Origin of the sequence: Streptomyces sp. NPDC051636, from assembly GCF_044453765.1 — a bacterium.
Classification (GTDB): domain Bacteria; phylum Actinomycetota; class Actinomycetes; order Streptomycetales; family Streptomycetaceae; genus Streptomyces.
On record NZ_JBITDA010000012.1, the window covers coordinates 21,278 to 45,675 of the forward strand.

Sequence of the window (24,398 nt, forward strand, 5' to 3'; positions counted from 1 at the left end):
TGGATTGCGGAGCAGTGGATTACTGGGAGGCCCGCGTGACCGGACGGCCGCTGATCGGTGTGAGCACGTACCTGGAGGCCGGGGCGCGCTGGGGCGTCTGGGAGCTGGAGGCGGCGCTGCTGCCCGCCGGGTACCCACGGCTCGTCCAGCGGGCGGGCGGACTGGCCGCGATGCTGCCGCCGGACGAGCCCGGGCGGGCCGCCGCGACCGTGGCCCGGCTCGACGGCCTGGTGATCGCGGGCGGCCCGGACGTCGACCCGTCACGGTACGGCGCCGTGCGCGACCCCCGTACGGGTCCGCCCGCCCACGCCCGGGACACCTGGGAACTCGCCCTGATCGACGCGGCACTCGCCGCGCGCGTACCCCTGCTGGGCGTCTGCCGGGGCATGCAGCTGCTGAACGTGGCCCTCGGCGGCACGCTCGCGCAGCACCTCGACGGGCACGCGGAAGTGGTCGGCGTGTTCGGCGGGCACCCGGTCAAACCGGTCCCCGGCACCCGGTACGCCGAGGCCGTGCCGGAGGAGACGACCGTGGCGACCTACCACCACCAGGCCGTGGACCGGCTCGGTGAGGGGCTCGTCGTGTCGGCGTACGCGGAGGACGGGACGGTCGAGGCGATCGAGCTGCCGGCCTCCGACGGGTGGGCGCTCGGGGTGCAGTGGCATCCGGAGATGGGTGAGGACGTGCGGGTGATGCGGGAGCTGGTACGCGCGGCTTCGTGAGCCACGGGCCGGTCAGCCTCGGGTCAGCGACAAGAGCTCCCGCGCCGGCCCCGCCGGCCGGTGCCCCGTCGGCCACACCGCGCGCAGGTCGCGGGTCAGGGTGGCCCCCTCCACCGGGATGCTCACCAGGCGGCGCATGGACAGCTCCTCCCCCACGGCGAGTTCGCTGAGGACGGCCGGGCCCGCGCCGCTGACCGCCGAGGCCTTCACGGCGGTGGTCGAGGAGAGCTCGATGAGGGGGCGGGCCAGGCCGCCGAGGGCCGCGTCCAGGACCTGGCGGGTGCCGGAGCCGCGCTCGCGGAGGATCAGGGGCGTGGCGGCCAGTTCGGCCGCGGCGAGGGGGCGCCGGCGGCGGGCCCAGGGGTGGGCGGGGGCCGTGACGACGATCAGGCGGTCATGGCCGATGACGGCGGAGTCCAGGCCGGCCGGCACCGTCAGGCCCTCGACGAAGCCGAGGTCCGCCTCGTCGGCGAGGAGCCGCTCGGCCACCGCCGCCGAGTTGCCGGCCAGCAGGGACACCGCCGTGTCCGGGCGCTCGGCGCGCAGGGCGAGGAGCCAGCCCGGCAGCAGGTACTCGGCGATCGTCATGCTCGCCGCCACCCGCAGCCGGGAGTCCCGGCGGTCCCGCAGCGCCTGCGCGCCCGCGTCGAAGGCCTCCGCCGCCTCCACCACCCGCCGCGCCCAGTCCGTGACCAGCGCGCCGGCGTCCGTGAGCCGGGAGCCGCGCGGTGAGCGGTCCACGAGGGCCACGCCCAGCTGGCGCTCCATCGACCGGATCCGGCTGCTGGCCGCCGGCTGCGTGATGCCGACCTCCCGGGCCGCCGCCCCGAGACTGCCCAGCCGGGCCACCGCCAGCAGCAGCTCCAGCGCCCCGAGATCGGGCACCCGGTACGCCAGTGATCCGGGCCCGCGCCGCTCCTGCGCCGCACCCCTCGCCTCACTCATAAAACCAGCTTATGCCCCCATAGGGATGAAGTCCCTGGTCGCGCGTGTCCGCCCGCGCGACCGTGATCGCATGGTTACCGCAGCAGTCCGCCACCTCGGCCCCCACTCGGTCATGGGCTTCGCGCTGCTGTGGCTGGGGCTCGCCGCCGCGCACGTGGTGCGGGCCCGGCGCCGGGGCATGGGCTTCTCCATGACCTGGTGGGCGTTCACCTTCCCGGTGGGCACCTGCGTCACCGGCTCCGCGGCCCTGGCCCGGCACACGGGACTCGCCGTCTACGACGCCCTCACGGTCGGGCTGTACCTGCTGCTGGTCGCCGCGTGGCTGGCGGCGGGCGTGGGCACGGTGCGCGGGCTGGTCAGCGGAGAGCTGCTCGCAGGGCCCCGGCCAGCACCCGCGGCGCCTCGGCCAGCGACGGCCCGTACCACGTCAGGTGCCGTCCGCTGACAAGTGCGCAGCTCAGCCCCGGGAAGGCCGCGGGGCCGTCGTCGGCCGTGAAGCGGTACGGCTCGTCGGGCAGGACGACCAGACCGGGAGCGGCGGCGCGCAGTTCGTCCAGCGGGACGCGGGGATAGCGGTCGGGGTGGGCGGCGTACAGGTGGTCGACGCCCAGCCGGGACAGGACGTCGCCCGCGAAGGTGTCCCGGCCCAGCACCATCCAGGGGCGCCGCCAGACCGGCACGACCGCCGTCGTACGGCGGTCCGGCACCGGCGGCGCCGACCAGGCCGCCTCCGCCTCGTCCAGCCATCGCGGCCGGGTCCTCGCCCCGCACGCGGTCAGCACCCGCTCCAGCTCCCGGAAGCCCTGCGGCACGTCCCGGACCTCGGTGAGCAGGACCTGCAGGCCCGCCGCGCGCAGGGCGTCGAGGTCGGGGACGCGGTTCTCCTCCTCGTTGGCGATCACCAGGTCGGGGGCGAGGGCGGCGACCCGGTCGACCCGGGGGTTCTTGGTGCCGCCGACACGGGTGACGTCGAGGTCCACCGGATGGCTGCACCAGTCCGTGGCACCGACGAGGACACCGGGCAGCGTCACGGCGACCGCCTCGGTGAGGGACGGCACGAGGGAGACGACCCGCAGGCGGCGAACCCTGGAGGGTGTCGTGTGGATCACCCCCTAGCGGGACCGGTCCTTGACCGCCTCGATGTGCTCCGCCACCGCGACGACGATCACCCGGGTGTCCGGGACCGTCGCCCGCCAGCGGTGGCGCACGCCGCCGGTGAGGTAGAGGGTGTCGCCGCGGCCGAGGCGGTAGGCGCGGCCCTCGGCCTCGATCTCCACGGCGCCGTCGGCGACGTACATCAACTCATCGTTGCGGTGCTGGAATTCACGGCCCGCGTCGTGGTCGCCGGTGAATTCGGAGGCGTGCAGTTGGTGGTGACCGCGCACCAGGGAGCGCACCCGGGGGTCGAAGCCGGTCTCGGGGAGCTCGGCGCGGACGACGTCCACGCTGCAGGCGGGGTCGGCGGCGGCGAGGAGCTCGACGGCGGTGGTGCGCAGCGCGTCGGCGACCTTCTCCAGGGAGCCTCTGCTCGGGCGTGCCCGGTCGTTCTCGATCTGGCTCAGGAAGGGGACCGACAGGCCGCTGCGCTCGGCCACGACGGCGAGGGTGAGCTCCAGCGCGCGGCGCCGCCGCCGGACGGCCGCGCCCACCCGGAGGGGCTGTTGTTCTTTGTGGTCGCCCATCGCTCCGGCTCCCTCCTTCGCGCGCCGCGGTCCCGACCGGGTGCCCCGCTTCGGGCGCACCACTTCTGATGACTTCTCTGCACCCTACGCATGTTCGGCAAACCGTTTCATGCGGCCGTCACATCGATGTCACGCGGCAACGGTGCAACCCTCATGGATCGCGCCAGTCCCCGGCCCGCCCGGCGCGGACGCCTCCTTCGGGACGAAGCCGCTGACCAGCGGGGCCGGGAGGCCGCCGGAGCCGGTGAGCGGCGCGGCGGGCGGAGGGAACGCGGGCCCGGCCGGCTCCCGCTTCGCACAGCGGCCGGTGGTCGGAAACGCCGGTCGCCGGGCGGCCGGGTCCGGGTAATGCCTTGGCGCTGTGTGGTTGGCTGGATCCTTTTCCTGGGCGAGGCCAAGCGAACGCCACGAGGGGCGGGCTTCACCGCACGCCGGTCGGCGTACGGCGAGCCCACCCCTCGCACGGGCGGGTCCGGGACGGTCAGGTCACCCGGCCGCCCGGCTCTTGTGCCCCTGCTCGGCGACCGGGGCCCACTTGTCGACCAGCCCGGGGTGCTGCTTCAGCCAGGTGCGGACGGCGTCCTGCTCCTTGCCCTTGCCGGCCTTCTGGATCCGCGCCTCCAGGCCGGTGAGCTGCTGCTCGGTCATGGAGAAGTCCTTCAGCCACCGGCCGGCCTCGGGGTTGTCGGCGGCGAAGCCCTTGCGGGCGATGGTGTGCACGCCGTCGCCCTTGCCCCAGGCGCCCTGGGGGTCCTTGAGCTTCTTCAGGTCGTAGTCGCTGTAGGCCCAGTGCGGAGACCACAGGGTGACGACAACCGGCTGCTTCTTGGCGTACGCGCGCTTGAGCTCGGCGAGCATGGCGGGGGTCGAGCCGTCGACGACGTCGTACGTGCCCTCGAGGCCGTACTGCTTGAGCACCTTGCTCTTGAGCAGGCCCATCATGCCCGCGCTGGGCTCGATGCCGATGATCTTGCCGTGGAACCCGGAGGCGTGGCTCTTGAGGTCCGCCAGGGAGTTCACGTCCTTCACGTACGACGGGACGGTCAGCTCCAGGGAGGTCGGCCCGTACCACTTGCCGAGGTCGTCGAGCCGCTGGCCGTACTTCTGCCAGTACTCGGCGTGGGTGGTGGGCAGCCAGGCGTCGGTCTGGAAGTCGAGCTGGCCGGTGGCGAGGCCGGTGTAGAGGGGGCCGGCGGCGTACTGGGTGGTGGTGACCTTGAAGCCGCGTTCCTCCAGGATCTCCTTCCAGAGGTAGGTGGAGGCGATGCCCTCGTCCCAGGGGATGTAGCCGATCCGGATCTCCTTGCCCTTGCCCACGTCCGTGGCGGAGGCCCGGGGGGTGCCGGAGGAAGAGCCGAGGATCCCCATGCCGCCGGCCACCAGCGCCAGTACGACCACGCCGACGACCGCGACCGCCGGGCGCGGACGGTGGGCCCAGGGCCGGGTACCGCCCGCCGCGCGGGCCTTGGCGGCGGCGCGGCGGCCCAGCGGGGACAGCTGGGTGCCCAGCGCGCTTGTCACGCGGTCCAGGTAGATGGCGAGGACGACGATGCCGACGCCCGCCTCGAAGCCGAAGCCGATGTCGAGCTGGCCGATCGCCTCGTTGACGGCGCCGCCGAGGCCGCCGGTGCCGACCATCCCGGCGATCACGACCATCGACAGGCCCAGCATGATCACCTGGTTGACGCCCGCCATGATGGTGGGCAGCGCGAGCGGCAGCTGGACGCGCAGCAGGATGTCACGCGGCGGGGTGCCGAACGCCTCGGCGGCCTCGACCAGTTCGGCGTCGACCTGGCGGATACCCAGCTCGGTCATGCGGACGCCGGGGGCGAGGGCGAAGATCAGCGTGGCGATGACACCGGCGGCGGTGCCCAGGCCGAAGAAGAGGATGGCCGGGATCAGCAGGACCATCGACGGCATGGTCTGGAGCAGGTCCAGGACCGGGCGCACGGCCGCGCTGACCGCCTTGGAGCGGGCGGCCCGGATGCCGAGCGGGACGGAGATCACCAGGGCGATCACCGTGGCGACGAGCACCAGGGCGAGCGTCGACATGGCGCGGTCCCACAGGTCCAGCGAGTCGACGAGCGCGAACCCGGCGAAGGCGAGGACACCGGCGACCAGCCCGCGCAGCCACCAGGCGAGCACCGCGAGGATGCCCGCCAGGAGCAGGGGCTGGGGCGCGGTCAGGACGGCGTCGATGCCGCCGTACATGCCCTCGACGACCGCGCGGATCGCGTCGAAGAGCCAGGACAGATGGGCGACCAGCCAGTCGACGCCGGAGTCGACCCAGTCGCCGAGGTGGATCCTAGGCACGGGCGGTCACCTTCTTCCCGCTCTCCCCGCCGTCGCAGGCGATGGGTCCGCCGTCTTCGTCGCCGAGGAAGCCGACGAGGCGCTGCCTCGGTACGACACCGACGACCCGCCGGCCGGTGTCGAGCACGGCGACCGGGTGGGCCAGGCGGGCGCTGATCGCGCACAGTTCGGTGAACGGAGTGTCGGGGGTCGCGGTCTCGCAGCCGCAGTCGGCCTCGTCGCCGCGTACGCCGGTGTCCATGACGGCGCCCGCGGTCAGGACGCGGGAGCGGTCGACATCCTTGGTGAAGGAGGTGACGTAGCCGTCGGCGGGGCGGAGCAGGATGTCCTCGGCGCTGCCGGTCTGCACGATCCGGCCGTCGCGCATGACGGCGATGCGGTCGCCCAGGCGCATGGCCTCGTTGAGGTCGTGGGTGATGAAGACGATGGTCTTCTTCAGGGTCTGCTGCAGGGTCAGGAGCTGGTCCTGCATGTCGCGGCGGATCAGGGGGTCGAGTGCGCTGAAGGACTCGTCCATCAGGAGCAGGTCGGCGTCGGTGGCGAGCGCCCGGGCCAGGCCGACGCGCTGCTGCATGCCGCCGGACAGCTCGTCGGGCCAGGACTTCTCCCAGCCGGCCAGGCCGCACAGGGCGAGCGCCTCGTCGGCGCGGTGTTCACGCTCGGCGCGGGGCACGCCCTGCACGGCGAGGCCGTAGGCGGCGTTGTCGCGGACGTTGCGGTGCGGGAAGAGCGCGAAATGCTGGAAGACCATGCTGATCTTCCGCGACCGGACCGCGCGCAGTTCGCGGTCGGTGAGCGCGGTCAGGTCCCGGCCGCCGAAACGGACGTGTCCCGCGGTCGGTTCCAGCAGCCCGTTGAGCATCCGCAGCAGGGTGGACTTGCCGGATCCGGACAGGCCCATCACGACGAATATCTGACCCGGATCCACGGTGAAGGAGGCGTCGATCACGGCGGCGGTGGTGCCATCGGCGCGCAGCTCCTCACGGCCCGCCCCCTGCCGGAGTCTTTCCACTGCCCGGTCCGGTCGTCTGCCGAACACCTTGTACAGATGCTCGGCCTCGAGGCTGGCTGACACGCGTACCTCTCGTCTCGGTGGCAAGGACAGGAGACGAAGAGTCGCTGTCGGTTGAAAAGAGCAACTATCCCCGCTCCGAGGCGGCGCCTTCCCAAGTGCCCCGGAGGCAAACACAACAGTGGTCCAGCTCACAGCTCCCCCCGGTACGGCATGATGCGAGGCGTGACCGGACGACTGATGCTCCTCGACACCGCCTCGCTCTATTTCCGCGCCTACTTCGGCGTGCCGGACTCGGTGAGGGCGCCGGACGGCACGCCGGTGAACGCCGTGCGCGGGCTGCTGGACTTCATCGACCGGCTGGTGAAGGACCACCGGCCGGACCACCTGGTGGCGTGCATGGACGCGGACTGGCGGCCCCGGTGGCGGGTCGAACTCATCCCCTCCTACAAGGCGCACCGGGTGGCCGAGGAGCGCGAGGTCGGCCCGGACCAGGAGGAGGTGCCGGACACGCTCTCGCCGCAGGTGCCGGTCATCGAGGAGGTGCTGGACGCGCTCGGCATCGCCCGGGTCGGGGTCGAGGGGTACGAGGCGGACGACGTCATCGGCACCTTCACCGCACGCGCCGAGGGGCCGGTCGACATCGTCACCGGCGACCGCGACCTGTACCAACTGGTGGACGACGGCCGTCAGGTACGGGTGCTGTACCCCCTCAAGGGCGTCGGCACGCTGCAACTGACCGACGAGGCGTGGTTGCGGGAGAAGTATGGGGTCGACGGCAGGGGGTACGCGGATCTGGCGCTGCTGCGCGGCGATCCGAGCGACGGCCTGCCGGGCGTTCCCGGCATCGGCGAGAAGACGGCCGCCAAGCTGCTCGCCGAGTTCGGCGATCTGGCCGGGATCATGGCGGCGGTCGACGACCCGAAGGCGAGGCTCACGCCGTCGCAGCGCAAGCGGCTGGACGAGGCCCGCCCGTACGTGGCCGTCGCGCCGGCGGTCGTCCGGGTCGCCGCCGACGTCCCGCTGCCGGACGTCGACACGACGTTGCCGCGCGCGCCGCGCGACGCGGCGGGGCTGGAGGAGCTGTCGGTGCGCTGGGGGCTGGGCGGTTCCCTGCAGCGGCTGCTGACGACGCTCGGGGTGTGACGTGCGCGACGGTCTTCCGGGGGTGCGCTCTCATCCGCCCCGAATGCTAACTTAGGTGAACCTAACCAAGGAGCTGGGAGGCCGTCATGGCAGAACGTCCGGGACGCAACCCGCGCAAGCCCCATTCCGCCCAGGTTGTACGCACCGAACGGCTGACCCCGCACATGCAGCGGGTGGTGCTCGGGGGCGAGGGCCTGGCGGGCTTCGCCGCGGACACCTGCACCGACCACTATGTGAAGCTGCTCTTCCCGGCCGCGGGCGTGACCTACCCGGAGCCCTTCGACATGGAGCGGATCCGTGCGGAGTTCCCGCGCGAGCAGTGGCCGGTGACCCGGACGTACACCGTGCGCGGCTGGAATCCCGAACAGCGCGAGCTCACCCTGGACTTCGTGATCCACGGCGACGAGGGCCTGGCCGGGCCGTGGGCGGCGCGCGTCCAGCCCGGCGAGACCGTGCGCTTCATGGGCCCCGGCGGGGCGTACGCCCCGGACGCGAGAGCCGACTGGCATCTGCTCGCCGGTGACGAGAGCGCCCTGCCTGCGATCGCCCGCTCCCTGGAGACGCTGCCCGAGGGCGCCAGGGCGCACGCCTTCGTGGAGGTCTCCGGCCCCGAGGAGGAGCAGAAGATCGACTCCGGCGTGGAGGTGGTCTGGCTGCACCGCGGCGACCGGCCGATCGGTGCGGCGCTGGTCGAGGCCGTAAAGGCTCTCGAGTTCCCGGAGGGCCGGGTGCACGCCTTCGTGCACGGCGAGGCGGGCTTCGTGAAGGAGCTGCGCCGGCTGCTGCGCGTCGAGCGCGCGATTCCGCGCGAGGACCTGTCGGTCTCCGGCTACTGGCGCCTGGGCCACAACGAGGACGGCTGGCAGGCCTCCAAGCGCGAGTGGAACGCGCGCGTCGAGGCGGAGCAGGAGGGCGGCGCCGCCGCGGCCTGAGCCGAGCGAGGGCACCTTCGCACGTGGCGGCACCTTCTGAAGGTGCCGCCACCGCCGCGTTCCTGCCCTCGCGGCGGGAGGTGAGGACTACCGTTCCCTCCGGGGAGTTCGGCCACCGCCCGGAGCCGCACCGCAGCCTCGGCCGGTACGCTTCGTTCGCCGCCGGATCCTCCCTCATCTCCGTACTGACGACCGTCTTCCAGTTCTTCGCCTTCGGGTACTCCTTCGGCGGGCCGGTCTTCTTCCGGGCCTGGCCGGCCGTGCCGACCGGCCGGCTCATGGTCGCCGCGTGCTTCGCCGAACCGGCCGCGCGCTACCCGATCTCGGGCGCGATCCACCAGTGGTCCTCGCGACTGTCGGCCCCGTCCTTCGGCTGGTTCACCGGCTGGATCATGGTGATCCGGCAGATGGTGGTGGTCGCGGCGGCGGCCCTGGCCCTGCAAATGGTGCTGCCGGCGCTCTGGTCCGGCTTCCAGCTGATCGGCCACGGCCCCTGGCCGGTCTCCGCCGGCGGCGCCGCGAACGCCGCCGTGCTCGGCGTGGTCCTGCCGGCGCCCGCGACGGTCGCCGCGGGCGCGGTCTGTCGCGCGTACCGGGCGCGTACGCGCTGGTGGAGCCGGAGGCGGCGGAGGCGGTGCCCGCGTAGCCGGGGCCCGGCACCTACGCTGGTTCCCTGATGAGACGCAAGACCCGTACCCCGCCCTCTCCCCTGCCGCAGCGCCATGGGGTGGACCCCGTGCGGGTGCGGCTGCCCGCCGGCGAAGCGTGGGCGACGGTGGGCGAGCATCTGGTGGAGCGGCTCAGCGGGGCGGGGCCCGGCGTGGTCGAGGGGATGCTGGACGCGGGGCTGGTCGTCGGGGCCGACGGGCGGGCGGTGGCCGCCGACGCGCCGTACGTGCCGGGGATGTACGTGTGGTTCCACCGGGAGCTGCCCGACGAGGTGCCGGTGCCGTTCCCGCTGGGGGTGGTGTACCGCGACGAACGGATCGTCGTCGTGGACAAACCGCACTTCCTCGCCACGACCCCGCGCGGCAGCCATGTCGCCGAGACCGCGCTGGCGCGGCTGAGGCGTGAGCTGGACCTGCCGACACTGACGGCGGCGCACCGCCTGGACCGGCTGACGGCCGGGCTGGTGCTGTTCACGGTACGGCCCGAGGACCGCGGCGCCTACCAGTCGCTGTTCCGCGACCGGCTGGTGCGCAAGGAGTACGAGGCGGTCGCCCCGTACGTCCCCGGTATGGCCCTGCCCCGGACCGTGCGCAGCCGGATCGTCAAGGAACGCGGGGTGCAGGCCGCGCGGGAGGTGCCGGGCGAGCCGAACGCGGTGACCCGGGTGGAGCTGATCGAGCACCGGGAGGGGGACGGGCTGGGCCGGTACCGGCTGGTCCCGGCCACCGGGCAGACCCATCAGCTGCGGGTGCACATGAGCGCGCTGGGCGTACCCCTCCTCGGCGATCCGCTGTACCCGGAGGTGACCGGTCCCGTGCCGGCCGGTGACTTCCGGCGTCCGCTGCAACTGCTCGCGCGGAGGCTGGAGTTCACCGATCCGGTCACGGGTGTGGGGCACCGGTTCGTCAGCGGGCGGGTGCTCCGGGCCTGGTCCGCGCCCGCGGAGTGGGCTGCCGGGCAGGCGGGGTCGGCGACCGCGGAGCAGCCGGGGCCGGCCGGGACGGTCAGTGCCCGCGCCACCAGCGCCTGACGCGCTGCCAGACGCCGAGCCTGCGGACCGGTTCCGCGGGCGCCGGAGCGGGCTGCGGTGCCACCGCCTCGGGGGCGGGGGCGGGGGCGGGGGCGGGGGCCGGCGTGGGCTCCGTGGGTTTGGTGCCGATCTGCCAGGTGGCCCGCTGCGGTGGGACGGGCGCGGGGCTGGGCTTGAGCATCACGTCCTGCTGCGGCTTCGGTTCGAAACGCACCGGCAGTTCCACCAGATGCCGTGAGGCGATCGACGACCGCCAGCGCAGGTCCTCCTCGGCGCAGTCCAGCTGGACGTCCGACAGGCGCATCAGCAGCGCGTCGACACCGACGTCGGCGATGGCACGGCCGATGTCCTGGCCGGGGCACTCGTGCGGGCCGCCGCCGAAGGCGAGGTGGGAGCGGTTGCCCTGCATGTTGGCGGACAGGTCGGGGCGCACCCGCGGGTCGACGTTGCCCGGCGCGGGCGCGAACAGCAGCCCGTCACCCTTGCGGATGCGCCGGCCGCCCAGTTCCGTGTCCTGTTTGGCGAAGTAGCCGAGGACGGCACTGATCGGCGGCTCGTCCCACAGGGACTGCTCCACCGCCTCGGGCACCGTCATCTGCCCACCGTTGAGCTGGGCACGGAAACGCGGGTCGGTGAGCACCACCCGCAGCACGTTGGCGAGAAGGTTGGCCGTGGACTCGTACGCGGCGATCAGCACGACGCGCAGATGCTGGCCGACCTCCTCGTCGGTGAGTCCCGCCGGGTGGTTGATGAGATGGCTGGTGAAGTCCTCCTCCGGGCGGGCACGGCGACGGGCGGTGAGCCGCATCAGGGCATCCATGATGTAGGCGTTGCTGGTGATGGCGGTCTCGGTGCCTTTGAGCATGTCGCGGGCAGCCTGCACGATCCGGTCGTTGTACTCCTCGGGCATGCCGAGGATCTCGCACATCACCGCCATCGGCAGGTGCTCGGCGAACTGGCTGACCAGGTCGGCGCGGCCCTGCCCGCAGAACTCGTTGACCAGGCGCTGCGTGTAGCGGTTGATGTGGCGGCGCAGACCGCGGTGGTCGATGGTCGTCATGGCGCCGGTGACCGCCGCCCGCAGCCGCTGGTGCTCGTCGCCCTCGGCGTGCGAGCAGATGGGCTGCCAGGCGATGTGCGGCATGAGGGGATGGTCGGGCTTGACCACGCCCTCCAGGAGCGGGGTCCAGATGCGGCTGTCCCGGCAGTACTGCGAGGGCGTGCGCACCATGTGCAGGTTCTCGGTGTGTCCGAGGACCACCCACATCGGCACGTCGTCGTGGAGCAGCACCGGCGCCACGGGTCCGTGTTCCGCCCGCAGCTTCTCGTACAGCTCGCCCAGTTCGTCCGCCTCGGGGCCGTACAGCCGGTGCAGTCCTCCGGGCCCGAGGCGGTGCGCCGGGCAGCCGGGGGGCACGCCGGGCGCGGGATCGTCCGTGCCGGTCAGGGAGTGGGGTTCAGGCGTCACAGTGGTCGCTTTCGAAAAGGGGATCCGGGGTGTGGGGAGACGGGAGGGGTCAGGTGAGGGCGCCGGTTATGGCGAGCGAGTGCAGAAAGCGCACGAGGGTCATCAGCGTGTCGCGGCTGGAGGCCCGGCGGCGGGCGTCGCACTCGACGATGGGGATCTCCGGGGAGAGGTCCAGGGCGGTGCGCAGTTCCTCGACGGGGTAACGGGGTGCGTCCGGGAAGGAGTTGATGGCGACGACGAAGGGCACGCCGCGCTCCTCCAGTCGCCCCATGACGTCGAAGCTGACCTCCAGGCGCCGGGTGTCGACGAGCACGACCGCGCCGAGGGCGCCCTCGAAGAGCCCGTTCCACAGGAACCAGAAGCGTTCCTGGCCGGGGGTGCCGAAGAGGTAGAGCACCAGCTTCTCGGTGATGCTGATGCGGCCGAAGTCCATGGCCACGGTGGTGGCCGTCTTCGACTCGGAGCCGTAGTCGTCGTCGACACCGATGCCGGCCTGGGTCATGGTCTCCTCGGTGGTCAGCGGTCTGATCTCGCTGACCGAGCCGACCATGGTGGTCTTGCCGACTCCGAAGCCGCCCACGATCACGATCTTCACCGCGGCCTGGGCCGTGTGCGGCAGATGGTCCTCGGTCCGTGGGCCCGGGACGGTGTCAGAGCTTTTGAAGTCCATGCATCACCGCTTCGAGAAGTGAACGGTCGGGGAGCGCCTGGCGGACGATCGGGGCGCGCACCTGCACCAGTTCCGCCGTGATCATCTCGGTGATCAGTACGGTCATCGCGCTGAACGGCAGGTTGAGGTAGGCCGAGAGTTCGGCCACGGACAGGGGGGCGGTGCACAGCCGGAGCAGCGCCGCCTGCTCCGGTGGGACGGACGGCGGAGGATCGGCGCGCGCCACGATTAACGTCACCAGGTCCAGTTCGGCGCGCCCGCCGTCGGTGGCGCCGGTGATGACGTACAACCGCTCGGGGTTCTTCTTGGGCGTGCCCGTCTGCTCGCCCGCCTTCGGGGGTTCCGGCAGCGGTTCCTGTTTGGGGTAGCGCCGGCTGCGTTGCGGAGGAGTCATACGGTCTGCCCGTTCCGCCGGGGCGGACTGGTGAGATGGGCGCCGATCCGGACGACGAGGTCGCGCATCATGCCGCTCATCCGGCCGGGCTCGCAGACGACGTCGGCGAGGACCGCCAGGTAGGCGTTGGCTCCGGCGGCCATCAGGTAGAAGTAGCCGCCGTCGATCTCGATGACGACCAGCTTCATGTCGCCGTCGCTGCCGGGGAGTTCCTGGGCCACGGCGCCCGCCAGGCTCTGCACGCCGGCGCAGGCCGCGGCGACGCGGTCAGCGGCGTCGGGGTCGCCGCCGTAGCGGGCGATGCGCAGTCCGTCGGCGGAGAGCACCACGATCATCTCGATGCCCGGTACGCCGTCGGCGAGCTCCTTGAGCATCCAGTCGAAGTTGGCTCGCTGCTGGATCACTTGAGGTCCCCCTCGTCGTCGGCCTCGGTGTGGGTGGCCGAATCGTTGATCAGGTGCAGGTACGCGGTCGGGTTCCGCGTGAAGTCGGTCGGGTGGACGCCCGGGTTGTCCTTCTTGAGTCCCTCCCAGAAGGCCTCGACCCACAGTCCGGGTTCGCGGTCGTCCTTCTTCTTCTCGGGGTCGGGTTCGGGCTTGTGCTGCGACCAGATGGTGGGCTTGCCCTCGCGTTCGGCCCGCTCGATGGCGGCCTGTTCGGCGAGGCGCTGGCTGAGCGGGATCTTCACCCTGCTGCGGCGCTGCGGCAGGCCGTTGGCCGTCCACTCGGTGACCTCGGGGACGTCGTCCTCCATGGAGATCCCGGCGGGGATGCGCGGGCTGGTGGGCCGCCGCTTCTTGGGCGCGCGCTTGGGGCCCTCCAGGGCGCCGAGTTCGGCCTTCGGGACGGCGGTGGCGCCGATGCCGTGGGCGAGTCCGGGGGCGGGCTCGGTGGTCATCATGCTGCTGGGCACGATGAGGACGGCGCGGACGCCGCCGTAGGCGGAGGCCCGCAGCGAGACCTGCATGTTGTACTGCGTGCAGAGCCGGCCGACGACGGCCAGGCCCAGGCGCGGGGTCGTGCCGAGGGTGTGCAGGTCGACGCCCGCCTTGGCCGCCTCCAGCATGTTCTCGATCCGGGCGCGGGCCTCTTCGTTGAGGCTGACGCCGGCGTCCTCGATCTCGATGGCGACGCCGGTCTGCACCTCGGTGGCGGTGACGTGCACCTTGGTCTGCGGCGGCGAGTAGCGGGTGGCGTTGTCGAGGAGTTCGGCCGCGGCGTGGATGACCGGTTCGACGCAGGTGCCCTTGATGTTCACGTGGGCGATGGAGGCCAGGTCGATCCGGCGGTACTCCAGGATTCGGGACATGGCGCCGCGCAGCACGCTGTAGAGGGCGACGGGGTTGGGCCACTGACGGCCGGGACGGCCGCCGCCGAGGACGGAGATGGAGTCGGCGAGGCGGCCGATCAGCGCGGTGCCGTGGTCGATGCGCAGGAGGTCGTCGAAGACCTCGGGGTTGCGGCCGTGGTCCTCCTCCATCTCGCGGAGTTCGTTGGCCTGCTGGTGGACGATGGCCTGGACGCGGCGGGCGATGTTCACGAACGCCTGCTGCGCGGCGTCGCGCGCCGTCTCTTCCTCGTCCACGATCTTCAGCACGGCCTTGAGCAGGTCGCGCAGGGCGTCGGGGAGGTGACGCGGTTCGGGGTCCGCGTCGAGGACCTTGTGCATCACCTCTCTGGGGGATTCTCCGGCGTGCAGTCGGTACAGCGCGGTCGGCACGATCTCCGTGCGGAAGCGGAGGAGGTCCGCTTCCTGGGCGGCGATGCGCCCTTCCAGATACGCGGCGTGACGGGCGTGCTCCGCCCGCGCGTCGCGGAGCTTGCGACCGCGGCGCACCGCTTCGGCCGCCGTCGCGATCACCAGCAGCGTGGCGACGGCACCGCACAGGCCGACCGCGGTCCGGGCCGGCACCGCGACCACGGCGACGGCGGCTCCGGTCGCTGCGGCCATCAGTATGGCCGGCAGCAGCAGCACGCGCGCGTACGACAGTTCGCGGCCGCTGGGAGGCGGTTGAACACTCACCATGTATGCCCTCTGTGACGAATCGGCGGGGTGTCGGGGGAGCTTGCGGGGGGAAGGTTCATGGAGCTGTCTGGATCTTCCGCATGTTTGGGAACAAGCGCACGAATTCATCTCAACCCGGTGCGCCGCGGGCGAGCTTAGTCCGACCGGATCATCGCCATGTCATATTCGGCAAGCACCTGAAATCGCCTACGCCACAGGAGTACGCTCGGCCCCATTTGCACGCTCAGCCAACATTCGCACACAGTGCGTAGCGCTGGACAGGCGTACGAAGATAACTCACCGTAACGAGTGAAGAGTCACTCGGGCGGTGACGGAGACCGCCCCGGACGCCGGCTCAGACGCCGACGATCCGCAGTGCCGCGTCGGCCGTGGCCCGGGCGAACTCCGGGACAGGCCGGTCCGGTTCGGAGCGGCGCACCAGGATGACGCCCTCGATCAGCCCGAAGACCAGATCGGTCCGCAGGTCCAGCTCACTCTTGGCGAGCGCCGCACCGGCGGCCGCCGCGCCGATCAACTGCCGGCAGGCATCCCTGAATTCGGCCCGTACGGCGTGGAGCCGGCGAACCGCTCGGTGCGCACCTAGGGCAGCGGGTACAGCCCGCCGAGGTTGTGCGGCCCGCCGCACAGCAGCTCCACGTCCGTTCGCACGGAAGTTGGCGGTCGTATCTGAACGCCGGGTAGACGGAAGGGCCAGCGGCGCGGGGCCGCGTCGAGACGCGGTTCCGCCGCGTGGCGCGACCAGCCACAGTCCACCCGTGCCCGCCCGGCAAACCGTCACCCCACAGACGAGTAGGCGACCACACCCCGCAGCAACTGATCAACCGCCTTACGCGCCACCTTCGCCACGGTCGACCCCTCGGCAGGAGAAGCCGCCGAGATCTGCCCGAGCACGTCAATCACCTGCTTGCACCACCGCACGAAGTCCCCCGCCGGCATCTCCGCCTCGCGCAGCACCTCGTCGAGCCCCTTGCCCGAGGCCCACATGTACGCGGCCCAGGCGAAGCCCAGGTCGGGCTCGCGCTGGCCGACGCCCTCGGTCTGGGTGATCCGGAACTCCTCCTCCAGGGCGTCCAGCCGACCCCAGATCCGCACCATCTCGCCCAGCGCGGCCTTGGCCTTGCCGGACGGCAGCTTGGGCGCCATCGCGTCGTCGCCGACCCGCGCCTCGTACACCAACGCCGAGACACAGGCGGCCAGTTCGGCGGGGCTCAGACCCTCCCAGACGCCCTCGCGCAGGCACTCGCTGGCCAGCAGGTCGAGTTCGCCGTAGAGCCGGGCCAGCCGCTTGCCGTGCTCGGTGACCTCGTCGCCGCGCAGGTAGTCCATCTCGGTCAGCAGCGCCACGATCCGGTCGAAGGTGCGCGCGATGGTGTTGGTCCGGCCCTCGATACGCCGCTCCAGCTGCGAGGTGTCCCGCAGCAGCCGGTGGTACCGCTCGGCCCAACGGGCGTGGTCCTCACGGTCGTTGCACCCATGACACGGATGTGCCCGGATCGCCGTGCGCAGCCGCGCGATCTCGCGGTCGTCGGCGGCCTGGGAGCGCTTCTTGCGGGCCCGCTCCGGCGGGACGTGCCCGGCCTTGGTGCGCAGCGCGGAGGCGAGGTCCCGGCGGGACTGCGGCGAACGCGGGTTGAAGGACTTCGGGATCCGCATCCGCTCCAGCGGCTCGACCGGCACCGGGAAGTCGATCGACGCCAGCCGCTTGACCTGCCGCTCGGCGGTCAGCACCAGCGGGCGCGGACCGTCCTGGTACTCGAAGCCGCGGTGGCCGTTGGAACGCCCGGCGGGCAGGCCCGGGTCCAGCACCAGCGCCAGACCCGCGTACTTGCCCGTCGGTACGTGGATGACGTCACCCGGTTTGAGCTTCTCCAGGGCGACGGCGGCCTCGGCACGCCGCTGGGCCGCGCCCTGCCGGGCCAGCTCCGTCTCGCGGTCCTTCAGCTCGCGGCGCAGTCGGGCGTACTCCTCGAAGTCGCCGAGGTGGCAGGTCATGGAGGCTTTGTAGCCCTCCAGGCCCTCCTCGTTGCGCTGCACCTGCCGGGAGATCCCGACGACCGACTTGTCGGCCTGGAACTGCGCGAAGGACGTCTCCAGCAGCTCACGCGAGCGGTGCCGGCCGAACTGCTCGACCAGATTGACCGCCATGTTGTACGACGGCTTGAAGCTGGAGCGCAGCGGATACGTACGCGTGCCCGCGAGGCCGGCCAGGTGCTCGGGGCTCATGCCGCGCTGCCACAGCACGACCGCGTGGCCCTCGACGTCGATGCCGCGGCGGCCGGCGCGGCCGGTGAGCTGGGTGTACTCGCCGGGGGTGATGTCGGCGTGCTGCTCGCCGTTCCACTTGACGAGCTTCTCCAGCACCACCGAGCGGGCGGGCATGTTGATGCCGAGCGCCAGGGTCTCGGTGGCGAAGACCGCCTTGACCAGGCCGCGGACGAACAGCTCCTCGACGACCTCCTTGAAGGTCGGCAGCATGCCCGCGTGGTGGGCGGCGATGCCGCGCTCCAGGCCTTCCAGCCACTCGTAGTAGCCCAGGACGTGCAGGTCCTCGGCCGGGATCGACTCCGTGCGCTCCTCCACCAGGGCGCGCACCTGCTCCCGCGCCTCCTCGTCGTTGAGGCGCAGGCCCGCGTACAGGCACTGCTGGACGGCTGCTTCGCAGGCGGCGCGGCTGAAGATGAAGGTGATCGCGGGCAGCAGGCCCTCGGAGTCGAGCCGCTCGATGACTTCGGGACGGCTCGGCGTCCACACCCGCGAGCGCTGTCTGCGCTCCCGCTCCCGGTCGGCCTCGCGCATGGCGCGGCCCCGTCTGCGGTCCTGGTACGACGGGCGGCTGGCCTCCATGCGGGCCAGCCGTGTGAGATCGGGGTTGACGGCCTTCTTGTGGCCCTCGCCCTCCTCGAACAGGTCGTACATCCGCCGCCCGGCGAGCACGTGCTGGAACAGCGGCACGGGCCGGTGCTCGGAGACGATCACCTCGGTGTCGCCGCGGACGGTGTCGAGCCAGTCGCCGAACTCCTCGGCGTTCGACACGGTCGCCGACAGTGACACCAGGGTCACCGACTCGGGCAGGTGGATGATCACCTCTTCCCAGACTGCGCCGCGGAAGCGGTCGGAGAGGTAGTGCACCTCGTCCATGACCACGTACCCGAGGCCCAGGAGGGTCTGCGAGCCCGCGTAGAGCATGTTCCGCAGCACCTCGGTGGTCATCACGACCACTGGCGCGTCGGAGTTCACGCTGTTGTCGCCGGTGAGCAGGCCGACCTTGGCCGCGCCGTAGCGGCGGCACAGGTCGGCGTACTTCTGGTTCGACAGTGCCTTGATGGGTGTCGTGTAGAAGCACTTCTTGCCCTGCTGGAGGGCGAGGTGGACGGCGAACTCGCCCACGATCGTCTTGCCGGAGCCGGTGGGGGCGGCCACCAGCACGCCCTTCCCCGCTTCGAGTGCCTGGCAGGCCTCGATCTGGAAGGGGTCGAGGCCGAAGTCGTACATCTCGCGGAAGGACGCGAGCGCGGTGGCCTGCTCGGCTGCCCGTCTCCGGGCTGCCGCGTACCGCTCGGCCGGTGAGAGGTCCTCTGTCATCGTGCTTTCGAGGTTACCGGGCCCCACTGACAACAGGACGATCATTATCCGGAACGTGGGACAACCACAACGACAGGTGCCCGCGTCCCCGGGACGCGGGCACCTGTCTCGGTCCGGTGGACAGGCCCGTCAGGTCACGTCGTCGTATCCGTTGACCCGGTCCGTGCCCGCCTGCTCGGGCACCGCCCGGCCGGCGGAGACCGGCTCGACCTCGCCGACGTCCTCCGGAGTCAGGTCCAGCTCGGCGGCCTCGTCGTCGTCTGGACCCTCGGCCTCGCGGCGGCGCTTGCGCTTGTCGTTGAGCAGCGAGAAGGCCACCGCGGCGAAGTACAGCACCCAGATCGGCCCGGCGAGCGCCAGCATGGAGATGGGGTCGGTGCTGGGCGTGGCCACGGCCGCGAAGACCGTGATGCCCATGATCATCCCGCGCCACCAGCCGAGCATGCGCCTGCCGCTCAGCACCCCGGTCAGATTGAGCATGACCAGCAGCAGGGGCAGCTCGAAGGAGAGACCGAACACGATCACCATGCGGGTGACCAGGTCGAGCAGGTCGTCCAGCGGCAGCAGGTTGTTCACGCCGTGCGGCGTGAAGCCGATCAGGACCTTCGCCGTGGTGGGCAGCACCGCGTAGGCGAAGTAGGCGCCACCCAGGAAGAGCGGGACGCCGGTGCCGACGAAGGCGTAGGCGTACTTCTTCTCGTGCCTGTGCAGGCCCGGGGCGACGAAGGCCCACAGCTGGTACAGCCACACCGGGGTGGCCAGCACCACACCGGCCATCAGGGACACCTTCAGGGCCAGCGTGAAGGGCGTCAGCAGGCCGTTGATCGTGATCTGCGCGCACTGCTGGGTCTTGTCGTCCGACTTCGCCAGCTCTTCGAAGGTCTTCGCGCAGCCGACCGAGTCCAGCACCGGCTTGGTGACGAAGTTGATGATGTCGTTGTAGAAGAAGGCTGCCACGACCGTGACGGCGACGATGGCCAGCAACGCCTTCGCGAGCCGGTTGCGGAGCTCACGAAGGTGATCCACAAGGGGCATCCGCCCCTCGGGATCCCTCTCCTTCTTGCGGGCAGGCTTGAGCAACCCACGTCCTCATCTCGTGCGGCAGGCCGGAGACTCCGGCCCTGCGTCAGCGCTGGGTGGTGTCCGTCGGCTCGTTGACCGGGCGCGAGGTGGACACGTCGCCGGGAGCGGCCTGGATGGTGCGCTGCGCCGGGGGCTGCTCGCCGGTGCCGGACGCCTGGGCGGAGGAGTTGCCCTCTTCCTTCATCGCCTTGGCCTCGCTCTTGAGGATGCGCGCGGACTTGCCGAGCGAGCGGGCCATGTCCGGAAGCTTCTTCGCGCCGAACAGCAGGATGATGACGACGAGGATGAGAATGATCTCGGGGGCGCCGAGCCTTCCGAACATAAGTCTTTACCTTCTCACCGAGGCGGCTGGGTGGGGTGCTGTCCGAGCAGTCGGACATGTGTCCGAGAGATCGTGCTGACAGCGATCGTAACGCTCTGGGGTAAACGTGAGGCAATCCCCGTGCGTACTCCCGGTCTGCAGTACGGGCCTCGTTTTCCGGACCACGACCAGCAGCGTACCTGCCGCAGTGGCCCGCGTGACAGGGCGAAGTGCCCCAAAACGCTTGCGGCCCAGGACTCACAGGGCCGTCGCAGCAGGACTCACAGCGAGTCCGCGGCCCGGGCGGCGCTCACCGACGCCCGCTCCAGGTCCTCGGCCGCCCTGTTGATACGGCGCGCGGACTCGGCGACCTGCCTGCCCAGGCGCTGCGCCTCCAGGAAGACCCGGACCGCCAGCACACCGAGGACGGCGAGACCCAGGAAACCCACAGCTACCGCGAACATCGGCCAGAACATGACGCCGAGCCTAGACGGTGGAGTGCAGCCGCAGTGTCCTGACCCCGCCTCCGGTCAGCAGCTCGACGATGCGTTCCCCCGCGGGCTTGCGGACGGACGCGCCGCACTCGGGGCAGGTGAAGGAGTAGAAGGTCGTCCGGCTGCTGGCGCCGATCGCCAGGCGCAGGGCGCTCGCGGAGAGCTCGAAACGGCCCCGGCAGTCCGGGCAGCCCGCCCTGAACACCACGGGGACCACTCTCTTCATCCCGGCGAAGGCGGCCGCGACCGTCATTTCCCTCGTACCGGACACCGGAGACTCGCTCAAAGCCCTCGCTCCTGCCTGTCGTACAGCCCGTCGTGAACGCCGCCGTCCACCGCACGGTCACCCTGCGCCGCGTCGTACGCCGCCAGCGCCTCGGTCGCCGCCTGGCGGGCGCTGGCGGCCAGCTCGGGCGGCGAGACGATCCGGCCGTCGCGGCCCAGACGCAGCGCCAGCCGTCTGAGCGAGGCCGGATCGGGGGTGCGCAGAGTGATACGCAGTCCGCCGTCGGGGAGCTCATCCGCGCTGTCGTGCGGGTAATACTCGGCGACCCAGCGGCCTCCGGGGCCGACCTCGACGACGACCTCCGGGTCCTCGGCGGCGGGCTGCACCAGGGCCTCGGAGAGGTCCCGCAGTTCCATCTCGGGCGGGGCGGACGGCTCGTCGAGGATCCGGATCTCGGCGACCCGGTCGAGCCGGAAGGTGCGGCGCGCCTCGGAGCGGCGGCACCAGGCCTCGACATAGGTGTGGCCGACGCTGACCAGGCGGATGGGGTCGATCTCGCGCTCGGTGACCTCGTCCCGGGCCGGCGAGTAGTAGCGGATCCACAGCCGGCGGCGCTCGGAGATCGCCCGGTCGACGTCGGCGAAGACGCCGCCCTCGGACTCGAAGGTCACCGACAGCCGGGAGCTGGCGCCCGCCGCCTCACCGGCCGCGGTCTCCACCTTGGCCGTCGCCCGCAGCAGCGCCTGCCGGTCACCCTCCCGCAGTCCCGGCAGGGTGGCCACGGCGCGGGCGGCCACCAGCAGGGCGGTGGCCTCGTCGGCGGCGAGCCTCAGCGGCTCGGCGGCCTCCGCGCCCAGGGCAGCGGGATTGTGCCACCAGATGCGCTCACCGTCGGTGTCGATGTCGAGCAGATCGCCGCCGCGGAAGCTGGTGCCGCACATGGGCAGCACGTCGAGGTCGGAGACCAGCTCGTCCTCGGTGATCCCGAAGGCGCGCGCCACGTCCGCGACCCGGGCCCCGGGGCGCTCGCGCAGATACGTCACCAGGGAGAGCATCCGCCGGGTCTGGTCGATGGCGTTCACGGGCCTGACCGGTTTGCCTGCCACTGTCCTGCTCGCTCCCCCTCAGCCCTTGGCCACGGCACGCAGCCGGTCCACCACGTCGGCCCGCAGCTCGGCGGGCTCCAGGACCACCACGTCCGGACCGAACTCCACCAGCCAGGCATCCAGCCCGTGCCCGTACGGAATCTGCAACTCGTCCCAGCCGTCACCGAGTTCCCGGACCGAGGTGGCCTTCGCCCGAAGGGGGTAACCGGCGCCCGGACGCAGCCGGATCAGCGCCGTACGGTCGGCGATCTCGCCCGCCCAGCTCGCGACGGTCTCGCGGACGGTGACCACGTCGGGGACCGGGGCGGTGAAACCGCTGCCGCGGGTGCGCACCCTGCCGGTGATCCTCGACAGCCGGAACACGCGCTCGGCGCCCCGGTCGCGGTCCCAGCCCGCCAGGTACCAGTGGCCGCGCCAGCACTCCAGCGCCCACGGCTCCACGTGCCGGGGCTCCGGGTGGGCGGCGGAGGCCTTGCGGTAGTCGAAGAGGACCGGGCGGCGGTCGCGGCAGGCCAGCATCAGCGGCTCGAAGGCGGCCTCGTGCACCGGGATGCGCGGCTCCAGGGCGCCGTGCGCCTCGTACGGGTCGACGTCCTCGGGCAGCCCGGCCGCGCGCAGCTTCTGCAGGGCGCCGCTGGCCGCGCCGGCCAGCCGGGCCTGCTGCCAGACCTTGGCGGCCAGGCCCAGGGCGGCGGCCTCCTCGGCGTCCAGGGTGATGGGCGGCAGGCGGTTGCTGTCGCGGCGGGCGAGGTAGCCGACCTCGCCGTCCAGGTTCTCTACGGTCTCGATGACCAGGCCGAGCTCGCGCAGGTCGTCCTTGTCGCGCTCGAACATCCGGCTGAAGGAGTCGTCCGAGCCGGCTTCCAGGTAGGCCTCAATGGACTCGCGCAGCTCGCGCTTGCTGAGCGGCCGCCGTGTTCCCAGCAGACACAGCGCCAGGTTCATCAGCCGCTCGGCCTTGGCAATGGCCATCGACGCCCTTCGCCTTCCCTATGGTGGTTCCAACCGATGACCGTACCGCTCCGGAGTGTCGCGGCAAAAGCCGATACAAAAGCCGAAGGCCCATGCGCACAGCATGAGCCCTCGTTCGACCAGGATCGGTCAGCGCTTGGCAACGCCCACCAGATCACAGACGAAGATCAGCGTCTCGCCCGGAGCGATCCGGCCACCGGCGCCACGGTCGCCGTACGCGAGGTGCGCCGGGATGACCAGCTGGCGGCGACCGCCGACCTTCATGCCCTGCACGCCCTTGTCCCAGCCCTGGATGACCTGGCCGACACCGAGCTGGAAGTCCAGCGGGGTGCCGCGGTTCCAGGAGGCGTCGAACTCCTCACCGGTGGAGAAGGCGACGCCCACGTAGTGGACCTTCACGAAGTCGCCGGCCTCGGCGACCTCGCCGTCCCCCTCCCAGATGTCCTTGATCTCGAGGTCAGCCGGGGGCTCGCCGCCCGGGAAGTCGATCTCGGGCTTGTCGATGCTCACGTCTAAAGCTCCTGCTTGTGTACGACTCGGAACGCGGACAGTCTTTCATCTCCCGGCCGGTCCCGCCCGCGACGGGCGGGCCACCGCCTGCGGCGCTACATCGCCGCCAGGATGTCCACGGAGAACACCAGGGTGGAGCCCTTCTTCACGGGTCCGCCGCTGGGCGGGGTGTTGCCGTAGGCCAGGTCCGGGGGCACCACGATCAGGACGCGGCTGCCGACCTTCTTGCCGGTGAGGCCCTGGGCCAGTCCCTTGACGACCTGCTGCATCTGCTCCAGCGAGAACTGGCTCAGCCGCCCCGTGCCGTACGTCGCCTGGAACGTCTTGCCGCTGTCCCAGACCACGCCCTTGAACTGGCACAGGACGGCCTGACTCGCCTTGACCTCGTCGCCGTCGCCCTCCAGGACGTAGTGCGACACGAGCTTCTTCGGCGGGTCCGTCTTGGGGACCTTGATCGAGGGGGCGCTGCCGTCGGTCTTGGTGCCCACCGTCGGCAGGGCCGCGTCGGTCTGCGCGACCACCTTGCCCTTGCTGGAGCTCTTCGAGTTGAAGGAGTCCAGCAGATCGACGACGAAGACCAGCGTGTCGGTGCCCTTGATGCCCGCGTCCGGGTTGCCCGACTTGCCGTACCCCCAGGTCGGAGGGACGGCCAGCTCGACCCGGCTGCCGACCTTCCTGCCCGCCAGACCGTACCGCCAGCCGTCGATGGGGCCGCCCTGAACGAGCTGCATGACCAGCGGCGCCTTGCGGTCGTAGGAGTTGTCGAAGACCTTCCCGGTGTCCCAGATCTGGCCCAGGTAGTGTGCCCGGACGAAGTCGTTCTCCGCGATCGTGCGGCCGCTGCCCGCGATCACCGTCTTCACCGCGAGGTTCTTCGACGGGTCGCCCGCACCCTTGGCGACCGTCGGCTTCTCCCCGAACTTCACGCCCGCGGTGATGGCCGGCACCGGCCCGTCCACGATCTTCGGCGGCGGGGAGGCGGACGCCGACGGCGACGCGGTCGCCTTGCTCGAGTCGGACGAGTCGTCGCCGCATCCGGCGAGCGTGACCAGTCCTGCGGGTACGGCGGCAAGGAGAAGTGAGCGTCGGCGCACGGGGGGAGCCTCGTAATCGGT

24 protein-coding genes and 2 pseudogenes are annotated in these 24,398 nt (G+C 71.6%); 6 read left to right on the forward strand and 20 right to left on the reverse strand.

Annotated features, from left to right (window positions below; genetic code table 11):
- The first annotated feature begins 35 nt into the window (after positions 1-35).
- Positions 36-722: a gamma-glutamyl-gamma-aminobutyrate hydrolase family protein gene (locus tag ACIBBH_RS21600; protein WP_399406897.1), complete on the forward strand. Its 687-nt coding sequence runs from the start codon at positions 36-38 to the stop codon at positions 720-722.
- Between the two features lie 12 nt (positions 723-734).
- Here ACIBBH_RS21600 and ACIBBH_RS21605 read toward each other — a convergent pair whose 3' ends face one another.
- Positions 735-1,667, reverse strand: a complete 933-nt coding sequence (locus ACIBBH_RS21605; protein WP_399406899.1) for a LysR family transcriptional regulator — start codon at positions 1,665-1,667, stop codon at positions 735-737.
- A 25-nt stretch (positions 1,668-1,692) separates the two neighbouring features.
- Here ACIBBH_RS21605 and ACIBBH_RS21610 point away from each other — a divergent pair, with 25 nt between their 5' ends.
- Positions 1,693-2,112 carry a hypothetical protein gene (locus ACIBBH_RS21610; RefSeq protein WP_399406901.1) on the forward strand — a complete coding sequence of 140 codons (420 nt, stop codon included), beginning with the start codon at positions 1,693-1,695 and terminating at the stop codon, positions 2,110-2,112.
- On the opposite strand, the gene ACIBBH_RS21615 is transcribed toward ACIBBH_RS21610, so the two are convergent.
- The 4 genes from ACIBBH_RS21615 to ACIBBH_RS21630 form a co-directional block, all read right to left on the reverse strand.
- Complete coding sequence (locus ACIBBH_RS21615) at positions 2,024-2,743, reverse strand: helical backbone metal receptor (protein WP_399407247.1); 720 nt, start codon at positions 2,741-2,743, stop codon at positions 2,024-2,026. The genes ACIBBH_RS21610 and ACIBBH_RS21615 overlap by 89 nt on opposite strands.
- A 36-nt stretch (positions 2,744-2,779) precedes the next feature.
- On the reverse strand, positions 2,780-3,349 hold the full coding sequence (locus ACIBBH_RS21620) for a helix-turn-helix domain-containing protein (RefSeq protein WP_399406903.1): 570 nt from the start codon (positions 3,347-3,349) through the stop codon (positions 2,780-2,782).
- A 486-nt stretch (positions 3,350-3,835) separates the two neighbouring features.
- Positions 3,836-5,662 (reverse strand): ABC transporter permease/substrate binding protein, encoded by a 1,827-nt coding sequence (locus ACIBBH_RS21625; protein WP_399406905.1) that lies wholly within the window; start codon positions 5,660-5,662, stop codon positions 3,836-3,838.
- Positions 5,655-6,737: a glycine betaine/L-proline ABC transporter ATP-binding protein gene (locus ACIBBH_RS21630; protein WP_399406907.1), complete on the reverse strand. Its 1,083-nt coding sequence runs from the start codon at positions 6,735-6,737 to the stop codon at positions 5,655-5,657. Before ACIBBH_RS21630 ends, ACIBBH_RS21625 begins: the two co-directional genes overlap by 8 nt.
- Positions 6,738-6,890: 153 nt before the next feature.
- On the opposite strand from ACIBBH_RS21630, the gene ACIBBH_RS21635 reads away from it, so the two are divergent.
- The 4 genes and pseudogenes from ACIBBH_RS21635 to ACIBBH_RS21650 all read left to right on the forward strand — a co-directional run bounded on the left by ACIBBH_RS21635 (position 6,891) and on the right by ACIBBH_RS21650 (position 10,451).
- Entirely contained in the window at positions 6,891-7,820 is a 930-nt protein-coding gene (locus tag ACIBBH_RS21635) for a 5'-3' exonuclease H3TH domain-containing protein (RefSeq protein ID WP_399407249.1), read from the forward strand.
- Positions 7,821-7,906: 86 nt separating this feature from the next.
- Positions 7,907-8,752, forward strand: coding sequence for a siderophore-interacting protein (locus ACIBBH_RS21640; protein ID WP_399406908.1), 846 nt, complete (start codon positions 7,907-7,909; stop codon positions 8,750-8,752).
- 62 nt (positions 8,753-8,814) lie between these two features.
- A pseudogene (locus ACIBBH_RS21645) lies at positions 8,815-9,318 on the forward strand (amino acid permease); the annotation flags it as partial.
- Between the two features lie 110 nt (positions 9,319-9,428).
- Entirely contained in the window at positions 9,429-10,451 is a 1,023-nt protein-coding gene (locus ACIBBH_RS21650) for an RluA family pseudouridine synthase (protein WP_399406910.1), read from the forward strand.
- Here the strand turns inward: ACIBBH_RS21650 and ACIBBH_RS21655 are convergent.
- The 15 genes and pseudogenes from ACIBBH_RS21655 to ACIBBH_RS21725 all read right to left on the reverse strand — a co-directional run bounded on the left by ACIBBH_RS21655 (position 10,426) and on the right by ACIBBH_RS21725 (position 24,377).
- Positions 10,426-11,919, reverse strand: a complete 1,494-nt coding sequence (locus ACIBBH_RS21655; protein ID WP_399406912.1) for a cytochrome P450 — start codon at positions 11,917-11,919, stop codon at positions 10,426-10,428. The two genes, ACIBBH_RS21650 and ACIBBH_RS21655, sit on opposite strands and share 26 nt — an antisense overlap.
- A 49-nt stretch (positions 11,920-11,968) precedes the next feature.
- Positions 11,969-12,589, reverse strand: a complete 621-nt coding sequence (locus ACIBBH_RS21660) for a GTP-binding protein (protein ID WP_399406914.1) — start codon at positions 12,587-12,589, stop codon at positions 11,969-11,971.
- The gene (locus ACIBBH_RS21665; RefSeq protein WP_399406916.1) at positions 12,570-12,983 is read right to left on the reverse strand and encodes a DUF742 domain-containing protein; all 414 of its coding nucleotides are present in this window, start codon (positions 12,981-12,983) and stop codon (positions 12,570-12,572) included. Before ACIBBH_RS21665 ends, ACIBBH_RS21660 begins: the two co-directional genes overlap by 20 nt.
- The gene (locus tag ACIBBH_RS21670) at positions 12,980-13,387 is read right to left on the reverse strand and encodes a roadblock/LC7 domain-containing protein (RefSeq protein WP_132853723.1); all 408 of its coding nucleotides are present in this window, start codon (positions 13,385-13,387) and stop codon (positions 12,980-12,982) included. Before ACIBBH_RS21670 ends, ACIBBH_RS21665 begins: the two co-directional genes overlap by 4 nt.
- Positions 13,384-15,009, reverse strand: coding sequence for a sensor histidine kinase (locus ACIBBH_RS21675; protein ID WP_399406918.1), 1,626 nt, complete (start codon positions 15,007-15,009; stop codon positions 13,384-13,386). The genes ACIBBH_RS21670 and ACIBBH_RS21675 overlap by 4 nt, the downstream gene beginning before the upstream one ends.
- Positions 15,010-15,343: 334 nt before the next feature.
- Positions 15,344-15,654, reverse strand: a pseudogene (locus ACIBBH_RS21680) (TetR/AcrR family transcriptional regulator); the annotation flags it as partial.
- Positions 15,655-15,783: 129 nt separating this feature from the next.
- Positions 15,784-18,636: a DEAD/DEAH box helicase gene (locus ACIBBH_RS21685; protein WP_399406920.1), complete on the reverse strand. Its 2,853-nt coding sequence runs from the start codon at positions 18,634-18,636 to the stop codon at positions 15,784-15,786.
- An 84-nt stretch (positions 18,637-18,720) separates the two neighbouring features.
- Positions 18,721-19,671 (reverse strand): twin-arginine translocase subunit TatC, encoded by a 951-nt coding sequence (gene tatC, locus ACIBBH_RS21690; protein WP_399406922.1) that lies wholly within the window; start codon positions 19,669-19,671, stop codon positions 18,721-18,723.
- A gap of 46 nt (positions 19,672-19,717) precedes the next feature.
- Positions 19,718-19,996 (reverse strand): Sec-independent protein translocase subunit TatA, encoded by a 279-nt coding sequence (gene tatA, locus ACIBBH_RS21695; RefSeq protein WP_399406924.1) that lies wholly within the window; start codon positions 19,994-19,996, stop codon positions 19,718-19,720.
- 260 nt (positions 19,997-20,256) lie between these two features.
- Complete coding sequence (locus ACIBBH_RS21700; protein WP_399406926.1) at positions 20,257-20,451, reverse strand: hypothetical protein; 195 nt, start codon at positions 20,449-20,451, stop codon at positions 20,257-20,259.
- Between the two features lie 10 nt (positions 20,452-20,461).
- Positions 20,462-20,755, reverse strand: coding sequence for a hypothetical protein (locus ACIBBH_RS21705; protein ID WP_399406928.1), 294 nt, complete (start codon positions 20,753-20,755; stop codon positions 20,462-20,464).
- Positions 20,752-21,801 carry a helix-turn-helix transcriptional regulator gene (locus ACIBBH_RS21710; RefSeq protein WP_399406930.1) on the reverse strand — a complete coding sequence of 350 codons (1,050 nt, stop codon included), beginning with the start codon at positions 21,799-21,801 and terminating at the stop codon, positions 20,752-20,754. The genes ACIBBH_RS21705 and ACIBBH_RS21710 overlap by 4 nt, the downstream gene beginning before the upstream one ends.
- An 18-nt stretch (positions 21,802-21,819) precedes the next feature.
- Positions 21,820-22,773 carry a helix-turn-helix transcriptional regulator gene (locus ACIBBH_RS21715; protein WP_399406932.1) on the reverse strand — a complete coding sequence of 318 codons (954 nt, stop codon included), beginning with the start codon at positions 22,771-22,773 and terminating at the stop codon, positions 21,820-21,822.
- A gap of 129 nt (positions 22,774-22,902) precedes the next feature.
- Positions 22,903-23,283 (reverse strand): FKBP-type peptidyl-prolyl cis-trans isomerase, encoded by a 381-nt coding sequence (locus ACIBBH_RS21720; RefSeq protein WP_399406933.1) that lies wholly within the window; start codon positions 23,281-23,283, stop codon positions 22,903-22,905.
- A 95-nt stretch (positions 23,284-23,378) separates the two neighbouring features.
- On the reverse strand, positions 23,379-24,377 hold the full coding sequence (locus ACIBBH_RS21725) for an FKBP-type peptidyl-prolyl cis-trans isomerase (RefSeq protein WP_399406935.1): 999 nt from the start codon (positions 24,375-24,377) through the stop codon (positions 23,379-23,381).
- Positions 24,378-24,398: the final 21 nt, after the last annotated feature.